Origin of the sequence: Pseudomonas nunensis, assembly GCF_024296925.1 — a bacterium.
Classification (GTDB): Bacteria; Pseudomonadota; Gammaproteobacteria; order Pseudomonadales; family Pseudomonadaceae; genus Aquipseudomonas; species Aquipseudomonas nunensis.
On the sequence record NZ_CP101125.1, the window covers coordinates 1658499 to 1681422 of the forward strand.

Sequence of the window (22924 nt, forward strand, 5' to 3'; positions counted from 1 at the left end):
CATGCGCGCCCTGACCCTCGACTTCCAGCCGCGTCGCCGCTCGGGCCCCTTGGGCTGGAGCCTGATGACCGCCGGCGTGGCGCTGACTTTGGCGTGCTTCTTCGCCCAGCAGCACCTCGACCAGCAATCCTCACAACAACAAGGTCACTTGCAACACGCCCAGCGCGAACTCACCGGCGACACCGGCGGCAAAGTCGGCCTGACCCCGGCCGAGACCCGCGAACAAGCACAAAACCTCGCCGAGATGCGCAAGGTCTCCCAGCAACTGCGTCGGCCATGGGAACGCCTGTTCGCGATGCTCGAAGCCATGCCTCGGGATGACATCGCCTTGCTGACCCTGACCCCGGATGCGCGCAAAGGCCAGGTGCGGATCAGCGCCGAGGCGCGGGACCTGGAAGCGATGCTCGAATTTCACCAGCGTCTGGAAGCCAGCGACGAGCTGTCGGACGTGTCCCTGCTGAGCCACGAAATCGTCGCCAACGTGCCGGAACACCCGGTGCAATTCAACCTGTCGGCGACCTGGGAGATAGGCGATGCGAATCCCTAGACTGATCGTGCACGAATACCTTCAAGGCCTCGGTATTCCGGGCCTGGCCGGAATGGCACTGGTGGCGGTGGCGCTGATGTATGCGCTGGCCGGACTGATGCCGGACTGGCAGTCGCTGCAAACCCTCAGCCAGCAAACCCGCGAAGCCGGCGAGTACCTGGCCAAGGTTGAAGACGGCAGCGTTGCGCCACCGGTGGTGCCGCAACGGCAACTCGACGACTTCCGCAGCAAGTTGCCGTCGCAGCCTCAAGCCACCGTGGCCATCGACAAGATCTACGCGTTGGCCGCGCTGGAACACATCACCTTGGCCCGGGGCGAATACTCCCTGGGTATCGACCCCAAGACCCATCTCGCGCGTTATCAAATCCTGCTGCCAGTGCGCGGCTCCTATCCGCAACTGCGGCGCTTCCTGCACGCCTTGCTCGGCCAGTTGCCGGCGGTGGTGGTGGAGGACGTTGAGTTCCAGCGCAAAAAGATCGCCGACACCGACCTGACCGGGCGGATCCGCATGACCCTTTACCTGTCGAGGTCGTGATGAATACCAAACGCGTAGTGGGTTGGGTGGCGTTCTTCGGCGTGGCGGCAGCGCTGGCCTGGTTGCCGGATTACCTGCGGCAACCCGAGGACGGCGAGGTCAGCGTTGCGACCGTTGCGACGCCGGCCAAAAGCAAACAACCGGTTGCAGCTGCTAGCGTAAAAGCCGCACCGATCAAGGACTTGAGCCCGTCCGGCGACCTGTTCGCCACCCGCAGCTGGAAGGCTGCGCCGGTACTGGCCAGCGTCACCGAACAACCCGTCAACCTGACCCCGGTGGTGCAAACCCCAAGCGCCCCCGCGATGCCTTTCCAGTTCGTCGGCAGGCTGCATAACCAATCCGACCTGCAAGTGTTTTTGCAGAACGGCGAAAAAATATACGTCGTACGCAAAGGGGATGTGATCGACGACACGTGGCGGATCGAGGGCATTTCCGATGTGGAATTGAGCCTGGTCTACCTGCCTTTGCATTTGTCCCAGACCTTGTCTGTGGGGAGCACGCAATGAACAGATCCCGTTTGCTGATGAGCCTGTGCCTGAGCACAGCGCTGGCCGCGTGCAGTTCGGCGCAAGTCGCCAACAAAGAAGCGTCCGACCTGATCGAACAAGGCCAGTACGAGGCCGGGTTGGCGCGCATCCAGGAAGGCCTGCGGGAAAACCCTCGGGACACGGAATTGCACCTGCTGCTGAACACCGGTCGGGCCAAAGCGGTGACCTCGCTGCTGACGGCGGGCGACACCGACCGTGCGCGCCGGGACTTCGCGGCCGCACGCCTGGCCTACGGTCGGGTGCTGACCATCGAACCGAGCAACCGCCGCGCCCAGGATTCCCTGAAACAACTCGACTACCTGCGCAGCCAGGACGACAAACTCGAACTGGCCCGTGGCGACCTGCGCCGTGGCGACATTTACGGTGCCGACCGCCAGGTCAAACAGATGCTCGAACTCGACCCGAAGAATGAAGGCGCCCTTGAACTGCAAGGCAACATTCGTCTGGTCCAGAGTCGCAACGTGGTGCCGTATCCACAACTGCGTACCCGTCTCGATCGCCCAGTCACCCTGGAGTTTCGCGACGCCAACCTGAAAACCATTTTCGAAGTGCTGTCACAGGTCGCCGGGCTGAATTTCATCTTCGACAAAGACCTGCGCCCCGACATGAAAGCCACGATCTTCGTGCGTGACGTGCGCATCGAAGACGCTGTGGAACTGCTGTTGCAACAGAACCAGCTGCACCAGAAAGTGGTAAACGAAAACACCTTGCTGATCTACCCGGACTCGCCGCAAAAGCTCAAGGATTATCAAGAGCTGGTGATGCGCACCTTCTACCTGACCAGCGTCGATGCCAACACCGCGCTGAACATGATCAAGACCATGCTCAAGACTCGTGATGTGTTCGTCGATGAACGCCTCAACACCCTGACCATGCGCGACACCGAAGACGCGGTGCGCATGGCCGAGAAACTCCTGCAATCGCAAGACCAGTCCGACCCTGAAGTGGTGTTGGAAGTGGAAGTGATGGAAGTCGCTACCCAGCGGATTCTCGACCTGGGCCTGCAATGGCCGAACACCTTCGGCGTGGTCAACAGCGACGGTTCCGGGGTGACGATCCTTGATCAACTCAAGGGCATCAACTCCAGCCGGATCTCCATTTCGCCGTCGCCGCAAGCCAAGATCAATGCGCAGGACAATGACATCAACACCCTGGCCAGCCCGGTGATTCGCGTGAGCAACCGCGAGCAGGCGCGCATCCACATCGGTCAGCGCGTGCCGATCATCAGCGCCACGTCGGTGCCTTCGACTCAGGGGCCGGTGATCACCGAAAGCGTCACCTACCTGGATGTCGGTCTGAAGCTGGAAGTGCAGCCGATCGTGCACTTGAACAACGAAGTGGCGATCAAGATTGCCTTGGAAGTGAGTAACGCCACGCCGCTGGAACCGACCCGTCAGGGCACCATTCCGGTACAGGTCGATACCCGCAACGCCCAGACCACCCTGCGCCTGCACGACGGCGAAACCCAGATCCTCGCCGGTCTGGTGCGTAACGACCACGGCGCCACCGGCAACAAGATTCCGGGCCTTGGCGACATTCCGGGGCTGGGCCGCTTGTTCGGCAGCAACAAGGACACTGTCGGCAAGTCGGAACTGGTGCTGTCGATTACCCCACGGATCGTGCGCAACCTGCCGTATCAAAGTCCGTCGGACATGGAATTCCAGACCGGCACCGAAACCAGCATGCACATCCAGGCACCCGACCGTGGCATGGACTCGGCGATTCGTACCGACGTCATGGTCACACCGGTTGCGTCTTCCGCCCGTGTTGTCGTCGAGAAGCCTTGATCATGAACGCCTCCCAGCGCGGTTTTACCTTGATTGAAGTCGTGGTGACGCTGGCCCTGGTCGGCCTGTTGGCCGGCATGGCCGCGCCCCTGACCGAGACCGTGGTGCGGCGTGGCAAGGAGCAGGATATGCGCGCGGCGCTGTACCAGATTCGCGACGCCATCGACGCCTACAAACGCGCGTTCGACGCCGGTTACATCGAGAAGTCGCTGAACAGCAGCGGCTACCCGCCGAATCTGCAGGTGCTAGTGGACGGCGTGCGCGATGTGCGCAGCGCCAAAGGCGCCAAGTTCTACTTTTTGCGTCGGGTACCACATGACCCGCTGCTGCCGGTCAAGCGTAACGATGAAGGCGGCTGGGGCCTGCGCTCCTACGACAGTACGGCTCAAAACCCACGGGAAGGCGAAGACGTGTTTGACGTCTACTCCAAAGCCCGGGGCAAGGGCCTCAACGGCATTGCCTACCGCGAGTGGTGAACCTATGCGCCGGGAAAAAGGTTTTACCCTGCTGGAACTGATGGTGGTCATGGCCATCATCGCGACCCTGATGACCATCGCCTTGCCGCGCTATTTCAGCAGCCTCGAGGCATCGAAAGAGACCACGCTGCGCCAGAGCCTGTCGGCGATGCGCGAGGCGCTGGACCACTATTACGGCGACACCGGGCGCTATCCCGATTCCATCGAGCAGTTGGTCGAGCAGCGTTATTTGCGCAACCCGCCGACCGATCCGATTGCCGAGCGCAAAGACCTCTGGGTGTTGGTCGCACCACCGGACGGCGTGCCGGGCGCAGTGGCCGATATCAAAAGCGGTGCTACCGGGAGGGCGCGTGATGGCAGCCTTTATTCCGAGTGGTAGTCCCGCAGGTGAAAGCCTGCGGCTACGGCGCTTGTTGTGGCAAGGAAGCTTACTGTGGCGAGGGAGCTTGCTCCCGCTGGACTGCGAAGCAGTCCCCCGCTTTTTAGGCCGAGAAGTAGAGGGGCCGCTTCGCAGCCCAGCGGGAGCAAGCCCCCTCGCCACAAGAAAGCAGCATTGCGGCAAACAGGGCGGCTTCACTTACTTGGGCGTGCTGTTCCTGATTGTGCTGATGGGCATGGGTTTGGCCAGCGCCGGGGAGTTGTGGTCCACCGCCTCGCGGCGGGATCGCGAACGCCAGTTGCTGTGGGTCGGCACCCAATACGCCCAGGCGCTGCGCAGCTATTACCGCAGTTCGCCGGGACTGGCGCAGTACCCGAAAGACCTGGCCGATCTGTTGCAGGACGAGCGTTTTCCATCGCCCAAACATCATCTGCGCCAGCTCTATCCGGACCCGATTGGCGGCGGCGAATGGGAGCTGATGCGCGGGTTTGACGGGCGCATCACCGGCCTCTACTGCCCATCCACCGACACACCGCTGAAGCAGACGGATTTCCCCAGCCAATGGTCCGATTTCGTTGGCATGGCGAGCTACAAGGACTGGCAGTTCGTGGCCGAGAAAGCCTTCCTCGATGGCGCGTCCGGCCCGAAACCCCAGTCAACAGCCCCACAGGCGTTGGCGCCATGAACAGATATTGCCTGGCGCTGCTGCTGATGCTGCTGAGCCCTTTGGCCCCGGCCGGCGAAGAGGACGAAATGATGGGCTTCATCGTCGACGACACGATCTCGCACATCGGCCACGACTTTTATTACTCGTTCAGTGAACGCCTGCGCGCCACCAGCCCGATGGATTTCAACCTGGTGGTGCGCGAACGACCCTCGGCCCGCTGGGGCAGCCTGGTGACCGTGGAATATCAACAACGCCTGGTTTACCGGCGGTTCCTGCCGCCGAACACCGTGGAACTCAAGGACGAGGCGTACGACGCCGCCGACTGGGTTCGCCGGCAGATCGTCCAGCGCAAGCTGGAAACGTTATTGCAGGACACCACCGACCTGGAGAAGGACGAATTATGAACAAGAAAACGTTCTCACAGCGCACCGGCATTTGGCTCCTCGGATTGGCCAGTTGCGGCCTGGTCCACGCCACCGAGCTGGTCTATACGCCGATCAACCCATCGTTTGGCGGCAACCCGTTGAACGGCACCTGGCTGCTCAACAACGCCCAGGCGCAAAACGACTACGACGACCCCGACCTGAAAAACCGCACGGCGGTGGCAGGCACATCGGCCCTCGAACGCTTCACCAGCCAGCTGCAATCGCGGTTGCTTGGGCAGTTGCTGGACAACATCTCCACGGGCAACACCGGGAGCCTGTCCACCGACAGTTTTATCGTCAACGTCATCGACGACTCCGGCGCACTGAGCATTGAAGTGACCGACCGAGCGACCGGTGAAGTTTCGGAAATTCAGGTGAACGGCCTCAACCCTTGATAGGGACTCAGGCTGCCGGGGAGTGAAGGACATGAAAAATATAATTGTGCTAGGGCTGATGTTGGCGGCATTACAAGGTTGCAGCTTGCGCGACACCATGCCGGCCGAACAGGACACGGAATCACCGACCCTCACGCCACGGGCGTCGACCTATTACGACTTGCTGAAAATGCCACGGCCCAAAGGTCGGTTGATGGCGGTGGTGTATGGCTTCCGCGACCAGACCGGGCAGTACAAACCAACCCCGGCCAGCTCGTTTTCCACCAGCGTGACCCAGGGCGCGGCGAGCATGTTGATGGACGCGTTGCAGGCCAGTGGCTGGTTCGTGGTGCTGGAGCGCGAGGGGCTGCAGAACTTGCTGACCGAACGCAAAATCATCCGCGCCTCGCAGAAGAAGCCGAATACGCCGGTGAATATCCAGGGCGAGCTTCCTCCGTTGCAGGCGGCGAATTTGATGCTTGAGGGCGGGATCATTGCCTACGACACCAACGTGCGCAGCGGGGGGGAAGGGGCGCGGTACTTGGGGATCGATATCTCCCGGGAATATCGTGTGGATCAGGTTTCGGTGAATCTGCGGGCGGTGGATGTGCGCAGTGGGCAGGTGTTGGCGAATGTGATGACCAGTAAGACTATCTACTCGGTTGGCCGTAGTGCCGGGGTGTTCAAGTTTATCGAGTTCAAGAAATTGCTTGAGGCTGAGGTGGGTTACACCACTAACGAGCCGGCGCAGTTGTGTGTGTTGTCGGCGATTGAGGCGGCGGTGGGGCATCTCTTGGCCCAGGGGATTGAGCGGCATTTGTGGCAGGTGGCGGGGGATAATTCCACGCCGGTGCAGGATGAGACGCTGGGGCGGTATTTGAGCCAGAACAAGGTTGATCCGGAGAGTGAGTGAGCCGAGGCGGCCTTCGGGCCGACCTGGCTTTTGTTGATTGAGTACATATCCGTTTCTGCGGTAACGGCGGCTTAGGGTTTCGCCCTTACGGCGAGTCCCTTTGGCAAACGCCCCAAAGGAACCAAAGGTCTTGCCCCTGGCGTCCGGCCCCTCGCTTAGGCTCGGCGTTCCTTCATTCCGGCGCTCATCTGGGGGCATCGCCTACGGTCGGCTTCGCTTCGACCTCCTCTCGATGTGTGCGGCTGCGCCGCACGGCGCTACGCGCCCACCCCCAGATGAACACCTCCACTCAGCCTCCCGAATGGGGCGGGTGGGGCAAGATCAAGGGCAGGCGAGCTAACGCTCGGCCTTGAGTGGTTAGGAGCGGTGCGGTGTGTGCTGGGCTGCTTTTTCTTTTGCTTCTGTAGGAGCGAGGCTTGCCCGCGAAGGCGTCCTGACAGACGACCTGTCTGTGGGCTAGGCAAATGGACCGCGTTATCGTTCTTCGCGAGCAAGCCCGCTCCCACATTGGATCTCCATGCAGCACAACTCCCATGACCGCCACAAATCCCTTGTGGGAGCGGGCTTGCTCGCGAAGGCTGAGTGTCAGGCAACCCATCTCTAACGAATGTACTCAGCCCCCTTGTGGGAGCGAGCTTGCTCGCGATGGCGCCCGGACAGTCACCCCATCTCCCATAGGCACAAAAAAACCGCGACCCCACAAAGAGCCGCGGTTTTTTATCCCCCGCAATTACTGCTGCAAAACACTCGCCTGGTTAGCCGAGCCAAACTGCTGAACCGTCGCCATTTGCGTCACACCACTCTGATCCACAGTGGCAATGTTCCCCGTCCCGCCCTGGGTCACGTACGCCACGTTCATGGTGTCAGCCTGCTTCACAGTGATCTGGTTATCGCTGCCATACAGCTGCGAGGTATACGCCTGGTTACCAGTACCGGATTGGTCGAACTCGGTGCTGTTGCCCGAGCCGTTGGAAGAGCCCTGGGCCAGGTTGGTGGTGCCGCGCTGGTCGGCGATGAGGATGTTGTCGCTGCCGTTCTGGTCGAAGTACAGCTCGTTGTAGTTTTCAGCCTGGCTGACCGTGGTTTTGTTGCCGGTGCCGGTCTGGTTGGTGGTCATGATGTGGCCGACGCCGTCCTGCTTGAAGCTGGCCACGTTGTTGGTGCCGTTCTGGGTGACGGTCGCGCGTTGGTTGCTGCCGAACTGGCCGCCCAGTTGCGGACCTTTCCAGTTGCTGGCATAGACCTTGTTGCCGGTCCCCACGGAGGTGGCGTTGAGCACGTGGCTGTCGCCGCTCTGGTAGGTGAAGTGCACGTTGTTGGTGCCTTGCTGGTACAGCGCGACGGTCGAGCCCAGGGACTCGAACTGGTCGGCATAGATCGCGTTGAGGTCGCCGACTTGCAGCACTTGGGCCACGTTGTTTTCGCCGAAGCTCTGGTCGACTACGGTTTCGTTGGTCTGCCCATATTGGTTGATGGTCGCCTGGCTGGCGGTTTGTGTGTCTTGCCAGACTTCCGTTGCGTTGAAGTCGCCGAACTGGTTGATGTTCAGGTTGCCACCAATGCCGTTGCGCTGGTCGCCGTAGGCGTAGTTGTTTTCGCCGGCCTGGTTGATGCCGATCTGGCCGCCCATGTGGCTGACTTGTTCGGCAGTCGCATAGTTGGTGTTGCCGTACTGGATGATCATCGCGTTGTTGGCGACGCCCGGCTGGATCTGTTCGATGTTGGCTTCGTTGTTGTCACCGAACTGGAAGGTCTGGCCCGAGGTGGCTTCCTGGGAGTCCTGGTAGACGAACGAGAAGTTGCCGCTGCCTTGCTGTTGTTGCAGCACCTGGTTTTCGCCGCTGCCGATCGACTGGCTGGCATGGCTGGTGTTGAAGCTGCCGGTCTGTTGCTGGGTGATGGTGCTGGTGTCTTCGAACAACTGCTCGGCGTAACCGGCGTTGTAATCACCGACCTGGGTCTGGTCGATGGTGCTGGTGGCGGTGTCTTGCACGGCCGCCGCGTCGTTGCCCTGGCCGAGTTGTTGTTGAGTTGCGGTGCTGAACGGCGCCGCGGTCTGTTTCACGTCGGCGATGTTGGCGGTACCGACCTGGTTCTGCGTAGACACGCTGTCGTCGGCCAACGCCTGGGCACTGACAATGACCAGGATGGCGGCGGTGAGGGGCGTCAATTTAAACATGATGAAACCTCCAAGGTTATTGCAGTGCTTAGCGATATTGTTTGACCGAAACGCTCATGCCGTTACCGGACTGGGTCACGGCGCTGGAAAGCCCCGTGCCGGCCTGGTCGATGCTGGCGTCGTTGTTATTGCCGTTCTGGGAAATCTGCGCACGGTTGTGGCTGCCGGTCTGAGTGATCGAGGCGTCGTTGCCGGAACCTTGCTGAGTGATCTGTGCCATGAGGTCGCTGCCCTGTTGCAGGATGTAGGCTTCCTGATTGCTGCCCGACTGGACGATCCGTCCGAGCAACCCCTGACCGTTCTGTTGCAACAGCGCAACGTTGGCCTGGCCGAGCTGGTTGATCAGCGCTTGCTGGCCAATCGGCGGTGGCAACTCGCCGAGATCAGCGGTGGGGGCCAGGTCGTCGTTGTCCATCAAATCATCGGCGTACACGCCTGCGCCGCTGCAGAGCAGAAGCAGGCAGAGCAGGGCGGCGGTCGACGTTTGCATGGCGTTGTCCTTGGGCAAGAGGCTGGCCCCACCGACGTTAACGGTCGGCGGGGCGAGGGCTCAGAGCGTGGTTACCGACACCGAGCGCACGGTGCCTTGGGACGAGCGGATGGTCGCAGTCGGGTTGGCCGATGGCGCCACCGTGGTGCTGTTGTTGATCGTCAGCCGCCAGCGTCCGGTCACCGGCACCGTGGTGGTGCCCAGGGTTACCAGCCCGGTCGGGGTGGTCACCTGGATGGTGATGGTGTTGCCGGTGGTCACCGATGAGGTGCCCGCGAAGTCCCAATTGAAGCGGTTGTTGGAGCGGGCCTGGACCGTGGCGGTGGTCACGGTGAAGGTTTCCGCAGCAGGCCGTGGCGAGACTTGCACCGTGACCGTCGCTGGCGTCGACAGGGCGCCGAAGCTGTCCCGGGCGATGTAGGTGAAGGTCGTGGTGAACGCCGTGGTGACCGTGGCCGGTGGGGTGTAGGTGATCACGGTGCCATCAGTGCTGACGGTGCCGCGACCCGCTGCCGGTTGGGTCAGGCTGGCGACGCCGAGCGGCACATTGCCTTCCGGATCGGTGTCGTTGGCCAGCACGTTGATCGGAATCGCCACGCCCAGGGTCGCGACGCTGTCGGCAACCGCTACCGGTGGCCGGTTCGGCGCCACGGTGATGGTCACGGTCGCGGCGGTGGCCGAAGCCAGGCCTTTGACGTCCTGCGCCTTGTAGGTGAAGGTCGTGGTCAACGGCGTGGTGACGACCGCTGGAGGGGTGTAGACCACCGCGGTGGTGCCGCTCAACGCCACGGTGCCTTGGCCGGAAGCCGGTTGAGTCAGGGCCGTGATGCTCAGCGGCACGTTGCCATCCGGGTCGTTGTCGTTGGCCAGCAGGTTGAGGGTGATCGGCACGCCGAAACTGGTGGCGCCGGTATCAGCGACCGCAATCGGCGCCTGGTTCTCGCCGGTGTCCGGTGCGGTGCCGACGACCTCAACAAGCTCGGTATCATTGCCGCCTGCGGCGGATTTGACCGTGACGCTGGCGGGTGGCTGGGTCAGGTCGGTCACGGTGAGTTTTTGCAGGGTGCCGGATTTCGACAAGCGTCCGTAGCCCTGGGCAACCATGTCCGGCACGGCCACTTCATCGGTCGAAGTCGCTTCGATCAGCAGGCTGTGATTGCTCCAGCTGTAGCGCGCGGTCTGGATTTTCACCAGGTCCGTGAGCTTGCTCGAAACCGCCGTCGGACGCGTGGTGCCGGCCGGGTTGGTCGCGGTGACCACCACGGTTGTTGGCAAGGTGCCGGTAACCAGATGCTGGCCGAAGAACAAGCCATTGTTGTCGCCGATCAGGTTGGTCTGGCACGGCGAAACCGGTGGGCCGACCACCAGCGCGAGGGTGTCCCGGAAGCACAGGGTCGAGCCGTTGTTCGACTTGGCGAAGACCTCCACCCGTGCGCTGTTACCGGTGCCGGAGGTGGTGCGGCGGTAGGTCGCGCGGTTGATCTCCACGGGGGTTTGCGCGCGGTTATCGAGAACCTTGCCGGCGACGGTGAACAGGGTGGTCTGAATGGTCCCGGCCGGTCCCTGGATGCGCACGAAGTTGGTGTTGAACGGGCTGCCGGTCACCGCTTCGGTGAGGTTCGGGTCGCCGACAAAGGTTTCGACGGCGCCGGTGTCCGGGTTCACTTCGGTGTAGGGGCCGTTGACGCTGCGCAGGAACGGCCCGATGGCACCATTCAATGCGCCGCTGAAATCACCGGGGGCGCCAATGCCGACATCCTTGGTGATGTTGATCGCCCGACGGCCAGGGGCGGTGACGTTCACCGTTTCCACGCCATACGGGTGGGTGATGGTGTAAGTCCCGGCGACGGGAATGTTCACCCGCAGGCGAATCCGCGCGAAACTTTGCTGATCACCATCGGCTGGAGTGCCCGAGGCAAAGGCTGCTTCGATCCCGGCCACGTAGGCGTCCATCCCGTAGCCGGCGGCATTGTTGGGGATGGTGGTTTCGGCCAAGAACCAGAAGGATTCATCTGGCCAGTTATCCGGGAACACCATCGGCAGGGTGTCGTCGAAAATACCCGGCGTCGGCAGCAGGGTGCACATGTAGGCCGGTGGCACACTGGCCGGCACCCGCGAGCTTGCGGCCCGGGACTGGCAGAGTTCCATCGACAGCAGATTGTTGTCCTGATACCACATCGGGAATTTCCCGGTGGCGAAGGTGTAGGGGCCGGGATCGACTGCCGCCAGTTGCGCGAAAGCACTTCCCGACAGCGATAGCGTCAGTCCCAGGGCGTTGAGCGCCAGGCGTGGCCAATTGTTCATGATGCCTCCTGATACGGATCTGGGCATGAGAGCGTTCATTGCACGATGACCACTTCTTCGGTATCGCTGCCGCCATTGGATGACGTCACGCGAACCTTGGCCGGTGGAATCGGCGAGATCCCGGTCGCCAGGGTTTTCACCGCGCCGTCACCACTCAGGGCGCCGATGGCGGCACCGCTGATGGAGGAAGCGGTCAGTACCGGTGGCGAGGTTTCGTCGCTGGTCGAAGCCACGAGCGTCAGTTGCCCGGTGCTCAGGCTGTATTCGGCGCGCGAAATCACCACCAGGTCTGTCAGCGGCATCGACAAGGTGGTCGGCGTGCTGGTGGCGATGGCCAGGTGGTTGTCGGCGGTTACCTGCAAGGTGCTCGGCAAACTCGGGTTGACCGACGACTGCGCGTACCAGTTGCCGGTGGTGTCGGCTTCGGTCAGGTGCAGCGCCGGGTTGTTGCTGTCCAGGGTCACGGTGGCCGGTGGCGGCGGGGCCATGACGAACACATCCTGCTGGGCCACCGGCGCACTGCTGCCGGGTTTGCGCGAGTAAGTGCCGCGCTGGGTGATTAGCGGCGTAGGCCGTACCACCGTGGACAACTTGCCGGAGATGGCAAACACCGTGGTGCGCAGGTCCAGGCCATTGGGACCTTCGATGCGGATGAAGTTGGTATTGAACGGGCTGCCGGTCACGGCCTCCGAGAGGTTCGGGTCGCCAACGAACTTGTCGGCGGCACCGGTTAACGGATTGGTTTCGGTGTAGGGGCCGTTGACGCTGCGCAGGAATGGTCCGATATCGCCCTTGAGCGCGCCGTCGTAGGTTTTCGGCGTGCCGATGCCGATGTCCCGGGTCATGTTGATCGCCCGCCGCCCGGGGGTGTCGATGTTGAATACATCGACGCCGTAGGGGTGAGTGATGACGTAGGTGCCGGCGGTGGGTACATCGACGCGAATGCGGATACGGGCGAAGCTGATCTGGTCGCCTTCCGCAGGATCACCGCCGCTGAAGGCCGCTTCGACGGCGGCGACGTACGTCAGGTCGACGCCCCTGGCCGCATCGACAATCGCACCGTCGGCGGTGAACCAGAACGCCTCGTCGGGGAAGTTGGTCGGGAAGACCAGCGGTTGGGTGTCGTCAAAGATCCCCGGTGCCGGCAGCAAGTTGCACATGTAGGTAGGCGCGCCCGGCGCACTGGGCACCCGCGAGCTGACAGCTTTGGACAGGCACAAGTCGAGGGTTCGGCCGTGGGTGTCCTGATACCAAGCGGCGAACGAGCCGTTGGCAGGCAGGTAAGGGCCTGGATCGACCGCAAACAACGTTGCCTGGGCGACGCCTTGGGCCAGAGCGGTAACGACCAGCGCGGCCGCGGTTTTGGACAGTAAAGGGTGCATGAGTTAAGCCCTCTATCGGAATGCCTGTCCCTTGGAGACGGGCCAGTTGAGAGGGCTAGCGCAAATTGCATACCAATCGCGAGGAATGGGCGGGAAAGGGCCGGGGTACGGGCGTTGCGGGTGATGTGGAAGGTTGATGGATGGAAGTCTGGGCGGGCGAGTGTCCCCAGAGTTGGGGGTGAGTGGGGCAGGTGGGGGATGGGGGAATCGTTATGTCGGAAGCACTTAATTTGCGGTCAGAAAGTTTACCTGTGGCGAGGGAGCTTGCTCCCGCTGGGCTGCGCAGCAGCCCCTGCTTTTTGGGGTCGCTTCGCAACCCAGCGGGAGCAAGCTCCCTCGCCACAGGTTAGGTGTGTACCGCAAAGCGAGTTCGTTATTTTGACGGTGTTAAACACGTTTTCGCGCGCGCGTTTAAAGACACCCGGTGTTACGTCATAAACGGCTACAACGCCTTGCGCCGTTACCTACGCGTACGCCAGAATCGGCCGGCTTGTGCGGCTATGGGGTGGGCTATATCGTTTCCGGGTCACTGCAAAACAGTGATCGGGTTTGGTAGCCCACGTCTAAGTAACCGCATGGCGACACCTTATGCAGTCTCTTTTCAGGGCCTGCTTTATATGGTGGTCATGCGTGGGGCTCCTTTGTGAGCGCCGGGTTTTCCACTTAGACCGGTCTACCAACCCACGCATGGCCGCCACTCTTCGTTTGGTAGCGAATTGATGGCTCCTCAATTTCTAAGTGGAGCTTCATCTATGTTCAAAGTAACGCCCAATCCCCCGAATACCGGTCCAGTACCCTACGACGCCTCTTTTGATCTTGACCCCAAGAAAATGAAAGTGGCGGCCGACCGCGCGCTCAAGATCTACCTCAACCCCGAGGCGACGAAAGCGCAGATACCGCCCCGCAGACCCGGCACCATCTTCACCATCGACGCAGCGGTGGATGACGAAGCGTTGCTGGTTGAGGTCTATGAGTCGCTGTCAACCGCCTGCAAGATAGTCAACGACCTCGTCGAGCTGGAGGAAGGCCCGCGACGCCATACGTTGCTGGTGTTGCATCGGTCGCTCCTGATGGGAGAGGCGGCGGCCAATCGCGTACTGGATAACCACAAGCCTTTGTAGGAGCAAAGCTTGCTCGCGAAGGCGGTGTATCAGCTGCATAGATATTGGCTGACACACCGCATTCGCGGGCAAGCCTCGCTCCTACATTTGATGGGTGTCGTTCGCAAAAATTGTGGCCGACACAAATCCCCTGTGGGAGCGGGCTTGCTCGCGAAAGCGGTGTATCAGCTACCTTGATATTGGCTGACACACCGCTTTCGCGAGCAAGCCCGCTCCCACAGGGGACGGTGTTGGACCCACGATTTGCTTAGCTTGCTGGCATTGGGGCAAACACCAAACAGTGGGCTATAACCTTATAGGTGAATCGTCGGGATCCAACCCCATGACTATGTCCGAAAAAATGCTCCGGCCAGAGGAAGGCGACATTCGCTTGAGCACCCGCAAACAGCCGTTCAACCTGTTGCGCTGGTTTTCGCTGATCAGCATGGCGGTGATTGCGACTGTGGCGGTAGCGTTGGGGGCGGTGTCCACGCAGTTTGTGATTACCGAAAGCGTGCAGCGTGATGCTTTATTAACGGCGCAATTCATTCAGGCAATCGCCTCCGCCGAAGTGCGACATGTGTCGATCCCCAACGTGCGGACCATGGGCGAGCTGGTGGACCCCCGCCAGGACAAGCTCTTTCCCGATGTCGATCCCGCCGCACGGGCCAATGCCCGTGATGAATTTCTCGACCACATCGCCAACCTGCCGGACGTCATCCTGGCCAACGTGTATGCGCCTGACCGCACGGTGATCTGGTCCACCAATCCGGCGCTGATGGGCACCAGGATTCACGCCGACGAAGACCTGGACCACGCCTTCGAATTCAAGATCCCGGTCTCGGCCAGCTATCACGACGTTGACGAGGCGCGGATGGAGCAGAAATTCGTCGTGCCCCCCGACTTCATCTTTATCGAAAACTACATCCCGCTGTTCGATGCCGACGGCAAGAACGTCACGGCGATGGTCGAGATCTACAAGGAACCCAAGGACCTGATCGCCCGCATCGAGCGCGGCCTGGCGCTGATCTGGCTGGCCACGGCGCTGGGCGGCGGGCTGATTTACCTGGGCTTGTACTGGATCGTCCGGCGCGCGGCGATCCTGCTCGCGCAGCAACAAAAACAGCTGATCACCAACGAAACCTTTGTCGCCCTGGGCGAAATGTCCTCGGCGGTCGCCCACAGCCTGCGCAATCCGTTGGCGACCATCCGTTCCAGCGCCGAGCTGGCCCTGGAGTTCGACAGCGGCCCGGCGCACAAGAACATCCACGACATCATTGGCCAGGTCGATCGCATGTCGAAATGGGTCCGCGAGTTGTTGCAATCCTTGCGTCCGCTCAACGATGACCCGGAACCGGTGAACCTGGTGGCGGCGATCCACGACAGCCTGATGGCGTTCGAGCAACAAATCGCCAAGGCCGGCGTCAACGTGGTGTTCAATCCGCAGCAGACGCCGATGGTCCTGAGCCAGCAAGTGCAACTGACGCAGATCCTCAACAGCCTGATGGCCAACGCTCTGGAAGCCATGGACAAGGGCGGCACCCTGACCATCAGCCTGGAACCGACCGATACCCGTGGTGTAAGCGTGGTGCTCAGCGACACCGGCAAAGGCATGAACGAAGAACAGCGCAGCATGGCGTTCCGCCCATTCTTCACCACCAAGGCCGGCGGGCTTGGCGTCGGGCTGGTGCTGGTCAAACGGATCATGGAGCGTTTTGGCGGTGCGGTGACCCTCGGCAGCCGCGAAGGCGAGGGCACTTGCGTCCGTCTGTCGTTCAAATTGATCCCCTGAAAATGGGGATGAACTTTCCCCGTTAGCGGGTGTCATGGCCCAGTCATTGCTTCAATGGTGATCTGGCGGTTTTCATAACTCGTTGTTTAATCTGGTATAAATCCTTTGGTTTAAATTGTTTCAAAGTGTGGCGAGGTAATTGCAAAACTTCCATCACCCCTTAACGATTACAAGGCGGCTGGTGATGGACACAAAAGCGCGGCACCCCTGCAAGTGGTTCGTCTTGACTCCACTGAGTATCCTTCTGACGATGACGCTGGGTGCTGCGACCCTGCGCGCCAGCCCGATCGACGATGAACGTCAGCCCGAGCCTTCCGACCCCTCAGCCTACTACGATGAACCGGCGGATGAACCGGCCGCCCTGAACGCCATTTTGACCATGCCCGAGGCCAACGAAGATTCCTTCGACTTGCCCGATGGCGTCAAAGGCAGCCGCGACGACACGCGCAAGGAAAACATCCTGCCGCCGACGGTGCAGACCAGTTTCAACTACCCCACAAATGGCAAGCCGAGCCCGTTGTTCGGCGCCCAGCCGTTCACCCAGCAACTGGTGCTGTTCGAAGAATTCGGCCCGGAAAAACTCGACCCGACCACACCGGCGGCGCCGTTGGGTTTCCCACCGGCAGCGGTCGGCCCGTTGCCCCAGCAGGACCCGACCAATGCCGCCCGCAGTGCACCGCCGAGCGCGGCTCTCGATGCCTTCATGCGTCAACCGGGGCTGACACCGTTCCCCAGCCAATTCTCCAACGTGGTGGACCGCAACCCTTGGCAGTCGCAGATCGAGGTGTTCCTCAACCGCCATATCGGTTCATCCGCTGAAGGGCGTCCGCCAGGAAAGGGCTGGTCGCATCAGCGCTGGAACGAGTTCTACCCGCAAGTGGCCTATAAAACCGTGCAAACCGGGGCGAGGCTCAACAGCGGTTGGCGCGACAGCCATCAGATGCACGGCTATGCCATGGGCGAATTCGGCCCCGGCGGCCTGTATCACAACGTCGCGGGCGTGCCGGCCACTGATGGCACCGCCAAAGGCGTCGATGCGCGTTTTCACCCGAACATGCCGGTGCAGAACCACAACTCGGTCTGGACCTTCGACGGCACCTTGCCGCCCAAATTGCTCATGGTGCGCTACGGTCAGCCAGTGCTGATGCGCCACTACAACGGCTTGCCGATCGATCCGTCGGCCAACATGGGCTTTGGCCTGCACACCATCAGTACCCACGAACACAACGGCCACGCACCGGCGGAAAGCGACGGCTATGCCAACGCGTTCTTCTTCCCGGGGCAGTATTACGACTATCGCTGGCCGATCCAGCTGGCCGGTTACGACAGCATCAACACCAAGGCGGAAGACCCGCGCGCGGCGTTCCCTTGTTCGCCGGGCGAAACCCTGTGGACCAACGACCTGAGCCCGAGCCGCAAGACCTGCGAAAACGGCACGATCAAGATCCGTGGCGACTGGCGCGAAACCATGAGCACCCACTGGTTCCACGACCACATGCTCGATTTCACCGCGCAGAACGTCTACAAAGGCAACGCGGCGATGATGAACTACTACAGCGCCCTGGACCGTGGCAACGAATCGGTGAACGACGGCGTCAATCTGCGTTTCCCCAGCGGCAGCGCCTTGCCATGGGGTAACCGCGACTACGACGTCAACCTGGTGTTCGCCGACAAGGCGTGGGACGCAAGCGGTCAGCTGTGGTTCAACCCGTTCAACACCGACGGCTTCCTCGGTGACCAGGTGCTGGTCAACTGGCAGTGGAAACCGACCCTCGATGTGCGGGCCCGCAGCTATCGCTTCCGCATCCTCAATGGCTCGGTGTCGCGCTACTTCAAGTTCGCCATCGTGCGTGAGGTCAAGGGCAGCAGCGGCGAGTTCCAAGGGCCGAAAAACTCCGGTGTGTCCTATGCCCGCGTGCCGTTCCACATGATCGCCAACGACGGCAACATCATGGAACACAGCGTCCCGTTCGACGGGACCATGGACCTCGACGCCGACGGCGATAAAAAGAACCACTTCGCGATCCTGCCGACCCAGGGCATCGCCGAGCGCTTCGACATCATCGTCAACTTCGCGAAAAACGGCATCAAGCCCGGGGACAAGCTGTTCGTGGTCAACCTGATGGCCCACGACGACGGCAAAGGCCCGAAAGAGCCTATCGATCTGGCGGACGTGCTCTCGGAAAAATACCTGGCGGTGATCAAGCAATCGAGCAAAGGCCCGCAATGGGACAAGGGTGATCCGGGTGTGGGAAAAGTCTTGCAGCTCAACGTTAAGGCTTACACCGGTCAGGACCTGGCCATGGACCCTGCAGCGTATGAACCAGCCAAACCGGGCAAAGCCGAAGGCATGGTGATGATTCCGCTGAAGATCCACCGCGACAACGCCGCCGACAAAGTGCTGCTGGCCAACGCCCGTCACCGCACCTTCACCTTCGGCCGTTCCGACGGCACCGATGAAGCCCCGTGGACGGTCAAGACTGACGGCGGTTTCGGCTTCCACATGGACCCACGGCGCTTGAACACCGCGACCAAACTGGCCACCGGTCCTACCGATGCCGGCGTGACGGGTTTCGGCACTCTGGAAGTGTGGAACATCAAGGCCGGCGGCAAGGGCTGGAGCCACCCGGTGCATGTGCACTTCGAGGAAGGGATCATCCTCAGTCGCGGGGGCAAGGCGCCACCGGAATGGGAAAAATGGGCGCGCAAGGACGTGTACCGCATCGGTTCGGAAAACGATGGCCTGGACAACGTCGAGATGGCGATCAACTTCCGCGAATTCGCCGGGACCTACATGGAGCACTGTCACAACACCCAGCATGAGGACAACTCGATGCTGCTGCGCTGGGATATTGAGAAACCCGGGCAATTCCAGTTGATGCCGACCCCGCTACCGAGCTGGGACGGAGTGCGCTACGTCAACTCCGCCGCGCTGCCAACCTTCCGTACCGGCGACGGCTACGGTCCACAAGTGGCGGTGAAAAAATGAACCGCCGGGGAGCCGACATGACACCGCACACGCCGCGCTCCCGCGCCCTGGGCATGCACCTGATTCTGGTCCTGGTCACCTGTCTGCTGGTCAGTCAGGTGCTCCTGGCCCACGAAGGGGCACTGTCGTCGACCGAGTCGGCGACACCCTGGGGCGGCGACTACTTCCCCAATACCTTGCTGACCGATCAGGACGGTCAGCAGGTGCATTTTTTCGATGACCTGATCAAAGGCAAAGTGGTGGTGATCAATTTCATCTTCACTTCCTGTAGTGATTCCTGCCCGCTGGAAACCGCGCGCCTGCGCCAGGTGCAGAAGTTGCTCGGGGACCGGGTCGGCAAGGACGTTTTCTTCTACTCCATCAGCATCGACCCGCTCAGCGACACGCCGGAGGTGCTCAAGGCCTATGCGCAACGCTTCAAGGTCGGGCCGGGCTGGAAGTTTCTGACCGGCGAGTTTGCCGACGTCACCGACCTGCGCAAAAAACTCGGGCTGTTTATCGAGGGCGTCGACAACGGCCGCAGCAAGGACCACAACCTGAGCCTGATCGTGGGCAACCAGGCCAGTGGCCGCTGGATGAAGGCTTCGCCGTTCGAGAACCCGTGGATTCTGGCCGATCAATTGGCCAACACCTTGCAGAACTGGAAACAACCGAGCGTCGAGGAAAGTTATGCCAACGCACCGGAAATTCGCCCGCCGAGCAACGGCGAAGAACTGTTTCGCACCCGCTGCGCCTCGTGCCACAGCCTCGGGCCGCAAGACGGGCAGGGCATCGGCATGCGCAGCATCGGCCCGGACCTGATCGGCGTGACCCGCCTGCGCGAACCGGCCTGGCTCAACCGCTGGATTCGCGAGCCGGACCGCATGCTCGCCGAGAAAGACCCGGTTGCATTGGAGCTGTACCAGCGTTTCGACAAGATTTCGATGCCCAATCTACGTATGGACGAGCATTCCGCGCAGGCGATCATCGACTTCTTGCAGGAAGAAACCGACCGCCAGCAACCCCTGGCGACCCCGGCGCCAGCGGTGACGCAAATGAACTAGCGGCTAAATAACATCATTGGCCCGTCGATCACGATCAATGCCACCTACACTCTTCGTGACAACGGCTAAAAAGGCTTCAGGCAAGCAACCAGGGACATTCCCATGCAGCTATCAGAACAACAAAAAGTACCTGCGCCGGCTCTGCCAGCAGCAGAGCGCAAGGGCTGGGGCGGTCAGTTCAATCTGCTGCGCTGGTTTTCCCTGGCCAGTTTTTTCATCATCGGCGCCGTGGCGCTGGGCCTGGGCTACATTTCCACGCGTTTCGTGGTCACCGAGAGCATTGAGCGCGACGCGTTGTTGACCGCGCAGTTCATCCAGGCCATCGGCGATGCCGAAATTCGCCATGCCTCGATCAGTACAAGCAGAACCATGGGCGAAATGCTCGATCCGCGCCATGACAATGCCTATACCGACGTGGATCCGGGAGCCCGCGCTGCCGCCCGTATCGAATTCCTCGACCATGTGGAGCACCTGCCGGATATCTTGCTGGCCACAGTTTTTGCCTTGGATCGCACGGTGATCTGGTCGACCAACCCGGCGATGATTGGCATGCGTTTCGAAGATGACGAGGAGTTGGACGAGTCCTTCGAAATGAAGGTGCCGGTGTCCTCCAGCTACCACAAGATCGACGAAGAACGCCCCGAGCAAATGTTGTTGCGTGAGCCGCAGCTGTTGTTCATCGAGAACTACATCCCGATGTTCAACGCCGACAAGAGCAAAGTGATCGCCATGGTCGAGATCTACAAAGAGCCCGCTGACCTGGTGGAGCGTATTGAACGTGGCTTCAAGTCGATCTGGATCGCGACCCTGCTGGGCGGCGCGGCGATTTACCTGGCGTTGTTCTGGATTGTGCGGCGGGCGGCAAAGCTGCTGCAAAGCCAGCAGAAGCAACTGATCAGCAACGAAACCTTCGTCGCCCTCGGGGAAATGTCCTCGGCGGTCGCCCACAGCTTGCGCAACCCGTTGGCGACCATCCGCTCCAGCGCCGAACTGGCCCAGGAAATCGCGAGCCAGGGCGCGCAGAAGAACATCGGCGACATTATCAACCAGGTCGATCGCATGTCCCGCTGGGTCCGGGAGTTGCTGGTGTCGTTGCGGCCGATGAGCGACGACAGTGAGTCGGTGGACTTGGTGTTGTCCATCGACGACACCTTGAGCGCCTTCGAGCCACTGATCAAACGCTCGAACGTGGAGGTGCGGTTTACCCCGCACAGCTTCCCGCCGGTGGTCAGCCAGCCAGTGCTGCTTACACAGATTCTCAACAGCCTGTTTGCCAATGCCCTGGAAGCCATGCCCAAGGGCGGCGTGCTGAGCGTCGATATCGAGACGCCCAAGCCTGGGCAGTTGAGCATGATCCTGACCGATACCGGCAAGGGCATGACCAAACAGCAGCAACAGATGGTGTTCAAGCCGTTTTTCACCACCAAGCAGGGCGGTTTGGGCGTCGGCCTGGCCTTGGTCAAACGAATAATGGAACGCTTCCAGGGCTCGGTTGAACTGACCAGCCAGGAGCAGGAAGGAACCCGCGTTTGTCTCACCTTTAAAGTGGCAACGGGAGGGGAATATGGAGCACAGCATACTGCTGGTCGAGGATGATGAGCTTCTCGCCGAGAACATCCAGACCTACCTCGAGCGCAAAGACTTCGAGGTCACGGTCTGTCACTCGGCCGAGGACGCGCTGGAGCAATTGGGCACCTTCGTCCCGGACGTGGTGCTGACCGACAACTCGCTGCCGGGCATGAGCGGTCACGACCTGATCCAGAAGCTGCGCATCAGCGCGCCGGATCTGAAAGTGATCATGATGACCGGCTACGGCAACGTCGAAGACGCGGTGATCGCGATGAAAGAGGGCGCTTTCCATTACGTCACCAAACCCGTGGCCTTGCCGGAGCTCAAGTTGTTGCTGGACAAGGCCCTGGCCACCGACCGTATGGAGCGCACGTTGTCGTTCTATCAGGAACGCGAGGCGCAGAAGTCCGGGGTGCAGGCGTTGATCGGCGAGTCGGCACCGATGCATTACCTGAAAAACACCATCGGCCAGTTGCTCGACGCTGAGCGCCGCATGGCCAATACCGATCTGCCGCCAGTGTTGGTGGAAGGCGAAACCGGCACCGGCAAGGAACTGGTGGCCAGGGCGCTGCACTTCGACGGGCCACGGGCCAAAGGTCCGTTTATCGAATTCAACTGCGCGTCGATCCCGTCCAACCTGGTGGAATCGGAACTGTTCGGCCACGAGAAGGGCGCCTTTACCGACGCCAAGGATCGCCGGGTCGGGTTGGTGGAAGCCGCTGACGGCGGGACGCTGTTTCTCGATGAAGTCGGCGAAATGGACCTGCTGCTGCAAGCCAAATTACTGAAGCTGCTGGAAGACCGGACCATTCGCCGGGTCGGCTCGGTGAAGGAGCGCAAAGTCGATTTACGCGTGATCAGCGCCACCAATTGCAACCTGGAGCAGATGGTCCAGCAGGGCAAGTTCCGGCGTGATTTGTTCTTTCGTCTGCGGATTATTTCGATCAAGGTCCCGCGCCTGCACGCTCGTGGTGAAGACGTGCTGTTGCTGGCCCGACACTTCCTGGCGATCCATGGCAAACGCTATGGCAAACCACACTTGTATTTCAGCGACCAGGCCGAAGAGTTGCTGCTGAGCTACACCTGGCCGGGCAACGTGCGCGAGTTGCGCAACATGCTGGAGCAAACCGTGTTGCTGGCGCAGAGCGACACCGTGGCCGCGCACCAGTTGAACGTCTGCCAAAGCCTGGTCGATGAACCGTTGGTCATGCCCGAGACGCAATACTTCGAACCGCGGCCAAGCAACCACGTCGAATCGATGAACCTGCCGGAAGTGGAGCGGGACATGGTGCGCAAGATGCTCGACAAGACTGACTGGAACGTCACCAAGTCTGCGCGCCTGCTGGGCCTGAGCCGCGACATGCTGCGTTACCGGATCGAAAAACTCGGCCTGGCACGGCCGGATAAGCGTCAGTGGTAGCGGCA

At 61.3% G+C, this 22924-nt stretch carries 20 protein-coding genes; 16 read left to right on the forward strand and 4 right to left on the reverse strand.

Going from position 1 to position 22924, the window contains the following annotated elements; all coding sequences use genetic code 11:
* Position 1: 1 nt before the first annotated feature.
* The 10 genes from NK667_RS07395 to NK667_RS07440 all read left to right on the forward strand — a co-directional run bounded on the left by NK667_RS07395 (position 2) and on the right by NK667_RS07440 (position 6651).
* On the forward strand, positions 2–547 hold the full coding sequence (locus NK667_RS07395; protein ID WP_054054510.1) for a PilN domain-containing protein: 546 nt from the start codon (positions 2–4) through the stop codon (positions 545–547).
* Entirely contained in the window at positions 534–1082 is a 549-nt protein-coding gene (locus NK667_RS07400) for a type IV pilus inner membrane component PilO (RefSeq protein ID WP_054614218.1), read from the forward strand. Before NK667_RS07395 ends, NK667_RS07400 begins: the two co-directional genes overlap by 14 nt.
* Complete coding sequence (locus tag NK667_RS07405) at positions 1082–1588, forward strand: hypothetical protein (protein WP_054054505.1); 507 nt, start codon at positions 1082–1084, stop codon at positions 1586–1588. The genes NK667_RS07400 and NK667_RS07405 overlap by 1 nt, the downstream gene beginning before the upstream one ends.
* Positions 1585–3417: a secretin N-terminal domain-containing protein gene (locus NK667_RS07410; protein ID WP_054054503.1), complete on the forward strand. Its 1833-nt coding sequence runs from the start codon at positions 1585–1587 to the stop codon at positions 3415–3417. The genes NK667_RS07405 and NK667_RS07410 overlap by 4 nt, the downstream gene beginning before the upstream one ends.
* 2 nt (positions 3418–3419) lie before the next feature.
* Positions 3420–3893: a type II secretion system protein gene (locus tag NK667_RS07415; RefSeq protein ID WP_054054501.1), complete on the forward strand. Its 474-nt coding sequence runs from the start codon at positions 3420–3422 to the stop codon at positions 3891–3893.
* Positions 3894–3897: 4 nt separating this feature from the next.
* The gene (locus NK667_RS07420) at positions 3898–4272 is read left to right on the forward strand and encodes a type II secretion system protein (protein WP_054054499.1); all 375 of its coding nucleotides are present in this window, start codon (positions 3898–3900) and stop codon (positions 4270–4272) included.
* Between the two features lie 229 nt (positions 4273–4501).
* Positions 4502–4957 carry a type II secretion system protein gene (locus NK667_RS07425; RefSeq protein ID WP_236708619.1) on the forward strand — a complete coding sequence of 152 codons (456 nt, stop codon included), beginning with the start codon at positions 4502–4504 and terminating at the stop codon, positions 4955–4957.
* The gene (csgE, locus tag NK667_RS07430) at positions 4954–5343 is read left to right on the forward strand and encodes a curli production assembly/transport protein CsgE (RefSeq protein WP_054054495.1); all 390 of its coding nucleotides are present in this window, start codon (positions 4954–4956) and stop codon (positions 5341–5343) included. Before NK667_RS07425 ends, csgE begins: the two co-directional genes overlap by 4 nt.
* Complete coding sequence (locus NK667_RS07435) at positions 5340–5759, forward strand: curli assembly protein CsgF (protein ID WP_054054493.1); 420 nt, start codon at positions 5340–5342, stop codon at positions 5757–5759. Before csgE ends, NK667_RS07435 begins: the two co-directional genes overlap by 4 nt.
* Before the next feature lie 31 nt (positions 5760–5790).
* The gene (locus NK667_RS07440) at positions 5791–6651 is read left to right on the forward strand and encodes a CsgG/HfaB family protein (protein ID WP_054054490.1); all 861 of its coding nucleotides are present in this window, start codon (positions 5791–5793) and stop codon (positions 6649–6651) included.
* A gap of 730 nt (positions 6652–7381) precedes the next feature.
* Here the strand turns inward: NK667_RS07440 and NK667_RS07445 are convergent.
* From NK667_RS07445 to NK667_RS07460, 4 genes are read right to left on the reverse strand one after another with little or no spacing between them, the layout of a single operon-like run.
* Positions 7382–8830: a curlin gene (locus NK667_RS07445; RefSeq protein WP_054614220.1), complete on the reverse strand. Its 1449-nt coding sequence runs from the start codon at positions 8828–8830 to the stop codon at positions 7382–7384.
* Between the two features lie 28 nt (positions 8831–8858).
* Positions 8859–9320 (reverse strand): curlin, encoded by a 462-nt coding sequence (locus NK667_RS07450; RefSeq protein WP_054054480.1) that lies wholly within the window; start codon positions 9318–9320, stop codon positions 8859–8861.
* A gap of 60 nt (positions 9321–9380) precedes the next feature.
* Entirely contained in the window at positions 9381–11624 is a 2244-nt protein-coding gene (locus NK667_RS07455) for an Ig-like domain-containing protein (protein WP_054614221.1), read from the reverse strand.
* Between the two features lie 35 nt (positions 11625–11659).
* Positions 11660–13006: a hypothetical protein gene (locus tag NK667_RS07460; protein ID WP_054614222.1), complete on the reverse strand. Its 1347-nt coding sequence runs from the start codon at positions 13004–13006 to the stop codon at positions 11660–11662.
* 752 nt (positions 13007–13758) lie between these two features.
* On the opposite strand from NK667_RS07460, the gene NK667_RS07465 reads away from it, so the two are divergent.
* The 6 genes from NK667_RS07465 (at position 13759) to NK667_RS07490 (ending at position 22919) form a co-directional block, all read left to right on the forward strand.
* Complete coding sequence (locus NK667_RS07465) at positions 13759–14127, forward strand: DUF6124 family protein (RefSeq protein ID WP_054614223.1); 369 nt, start codon at positions 13759–13761, stop codon at positions 14125–14127.
* A gap of 322 nt (positions 14128–14449) precedes the next feature.
* A complete protein-coding gene (locus tag NK667_RS07470) occupies positions 14450–15898 on the forward strand; it encodes a sensor histidine kinase (protein WP_054614224.1) in 1449 nt (482 codons plus the stop codon).
* Positions 15899–16082: 184 nt separating this feature from the next.
* Complete coding sequence (locus NK667_RS07475; RefSeq protein ID WP_054614225.1) at positions 16083–18887, forward strand: multicopper oxidase domain-containing protein; 2805 nt, start codon at positions 16083–16085, stop codon at positions 18885–18887.
* A gap of 17 nt (positions 18888–18904) precedes the next feature.
* Positions 18905–19930, forward strand: coding sequence for an SCO family protein (locus tag NK667_RS07480; RefSeq protein WP_413786141.1), 1026 nt, complete (start codon positions 18905–18907; stop codon positions 19928–19930).
* A 102-nt stretch (positions 19931–20032) separates the two neighbouring features.
* Entirely contained in the window at positions 20033–21526 is a 1494-nt protein-coding gene (locus NK667_RS07485; RefSeq protein ID WP_054050968.1) for an ATP-binding protein, read from the forward strand.
* Complete coding sequence (locus NK667_RS07490) at positions 21495–22919, forward strand: sigma-54-dependent transcriptional regulator (protein WP_054614226.1); 1425 nt, start codon at positions 21495–21497, stop codon at positions 22917–22919. The genes NK667_RS07485 and NK667_RS07490 overlap by 32 nt, the downstream gene beginning before the upstream one ends.
* The last annotated feature ends 5 nt before the right edge of the window (positions 22920–22924 follow it).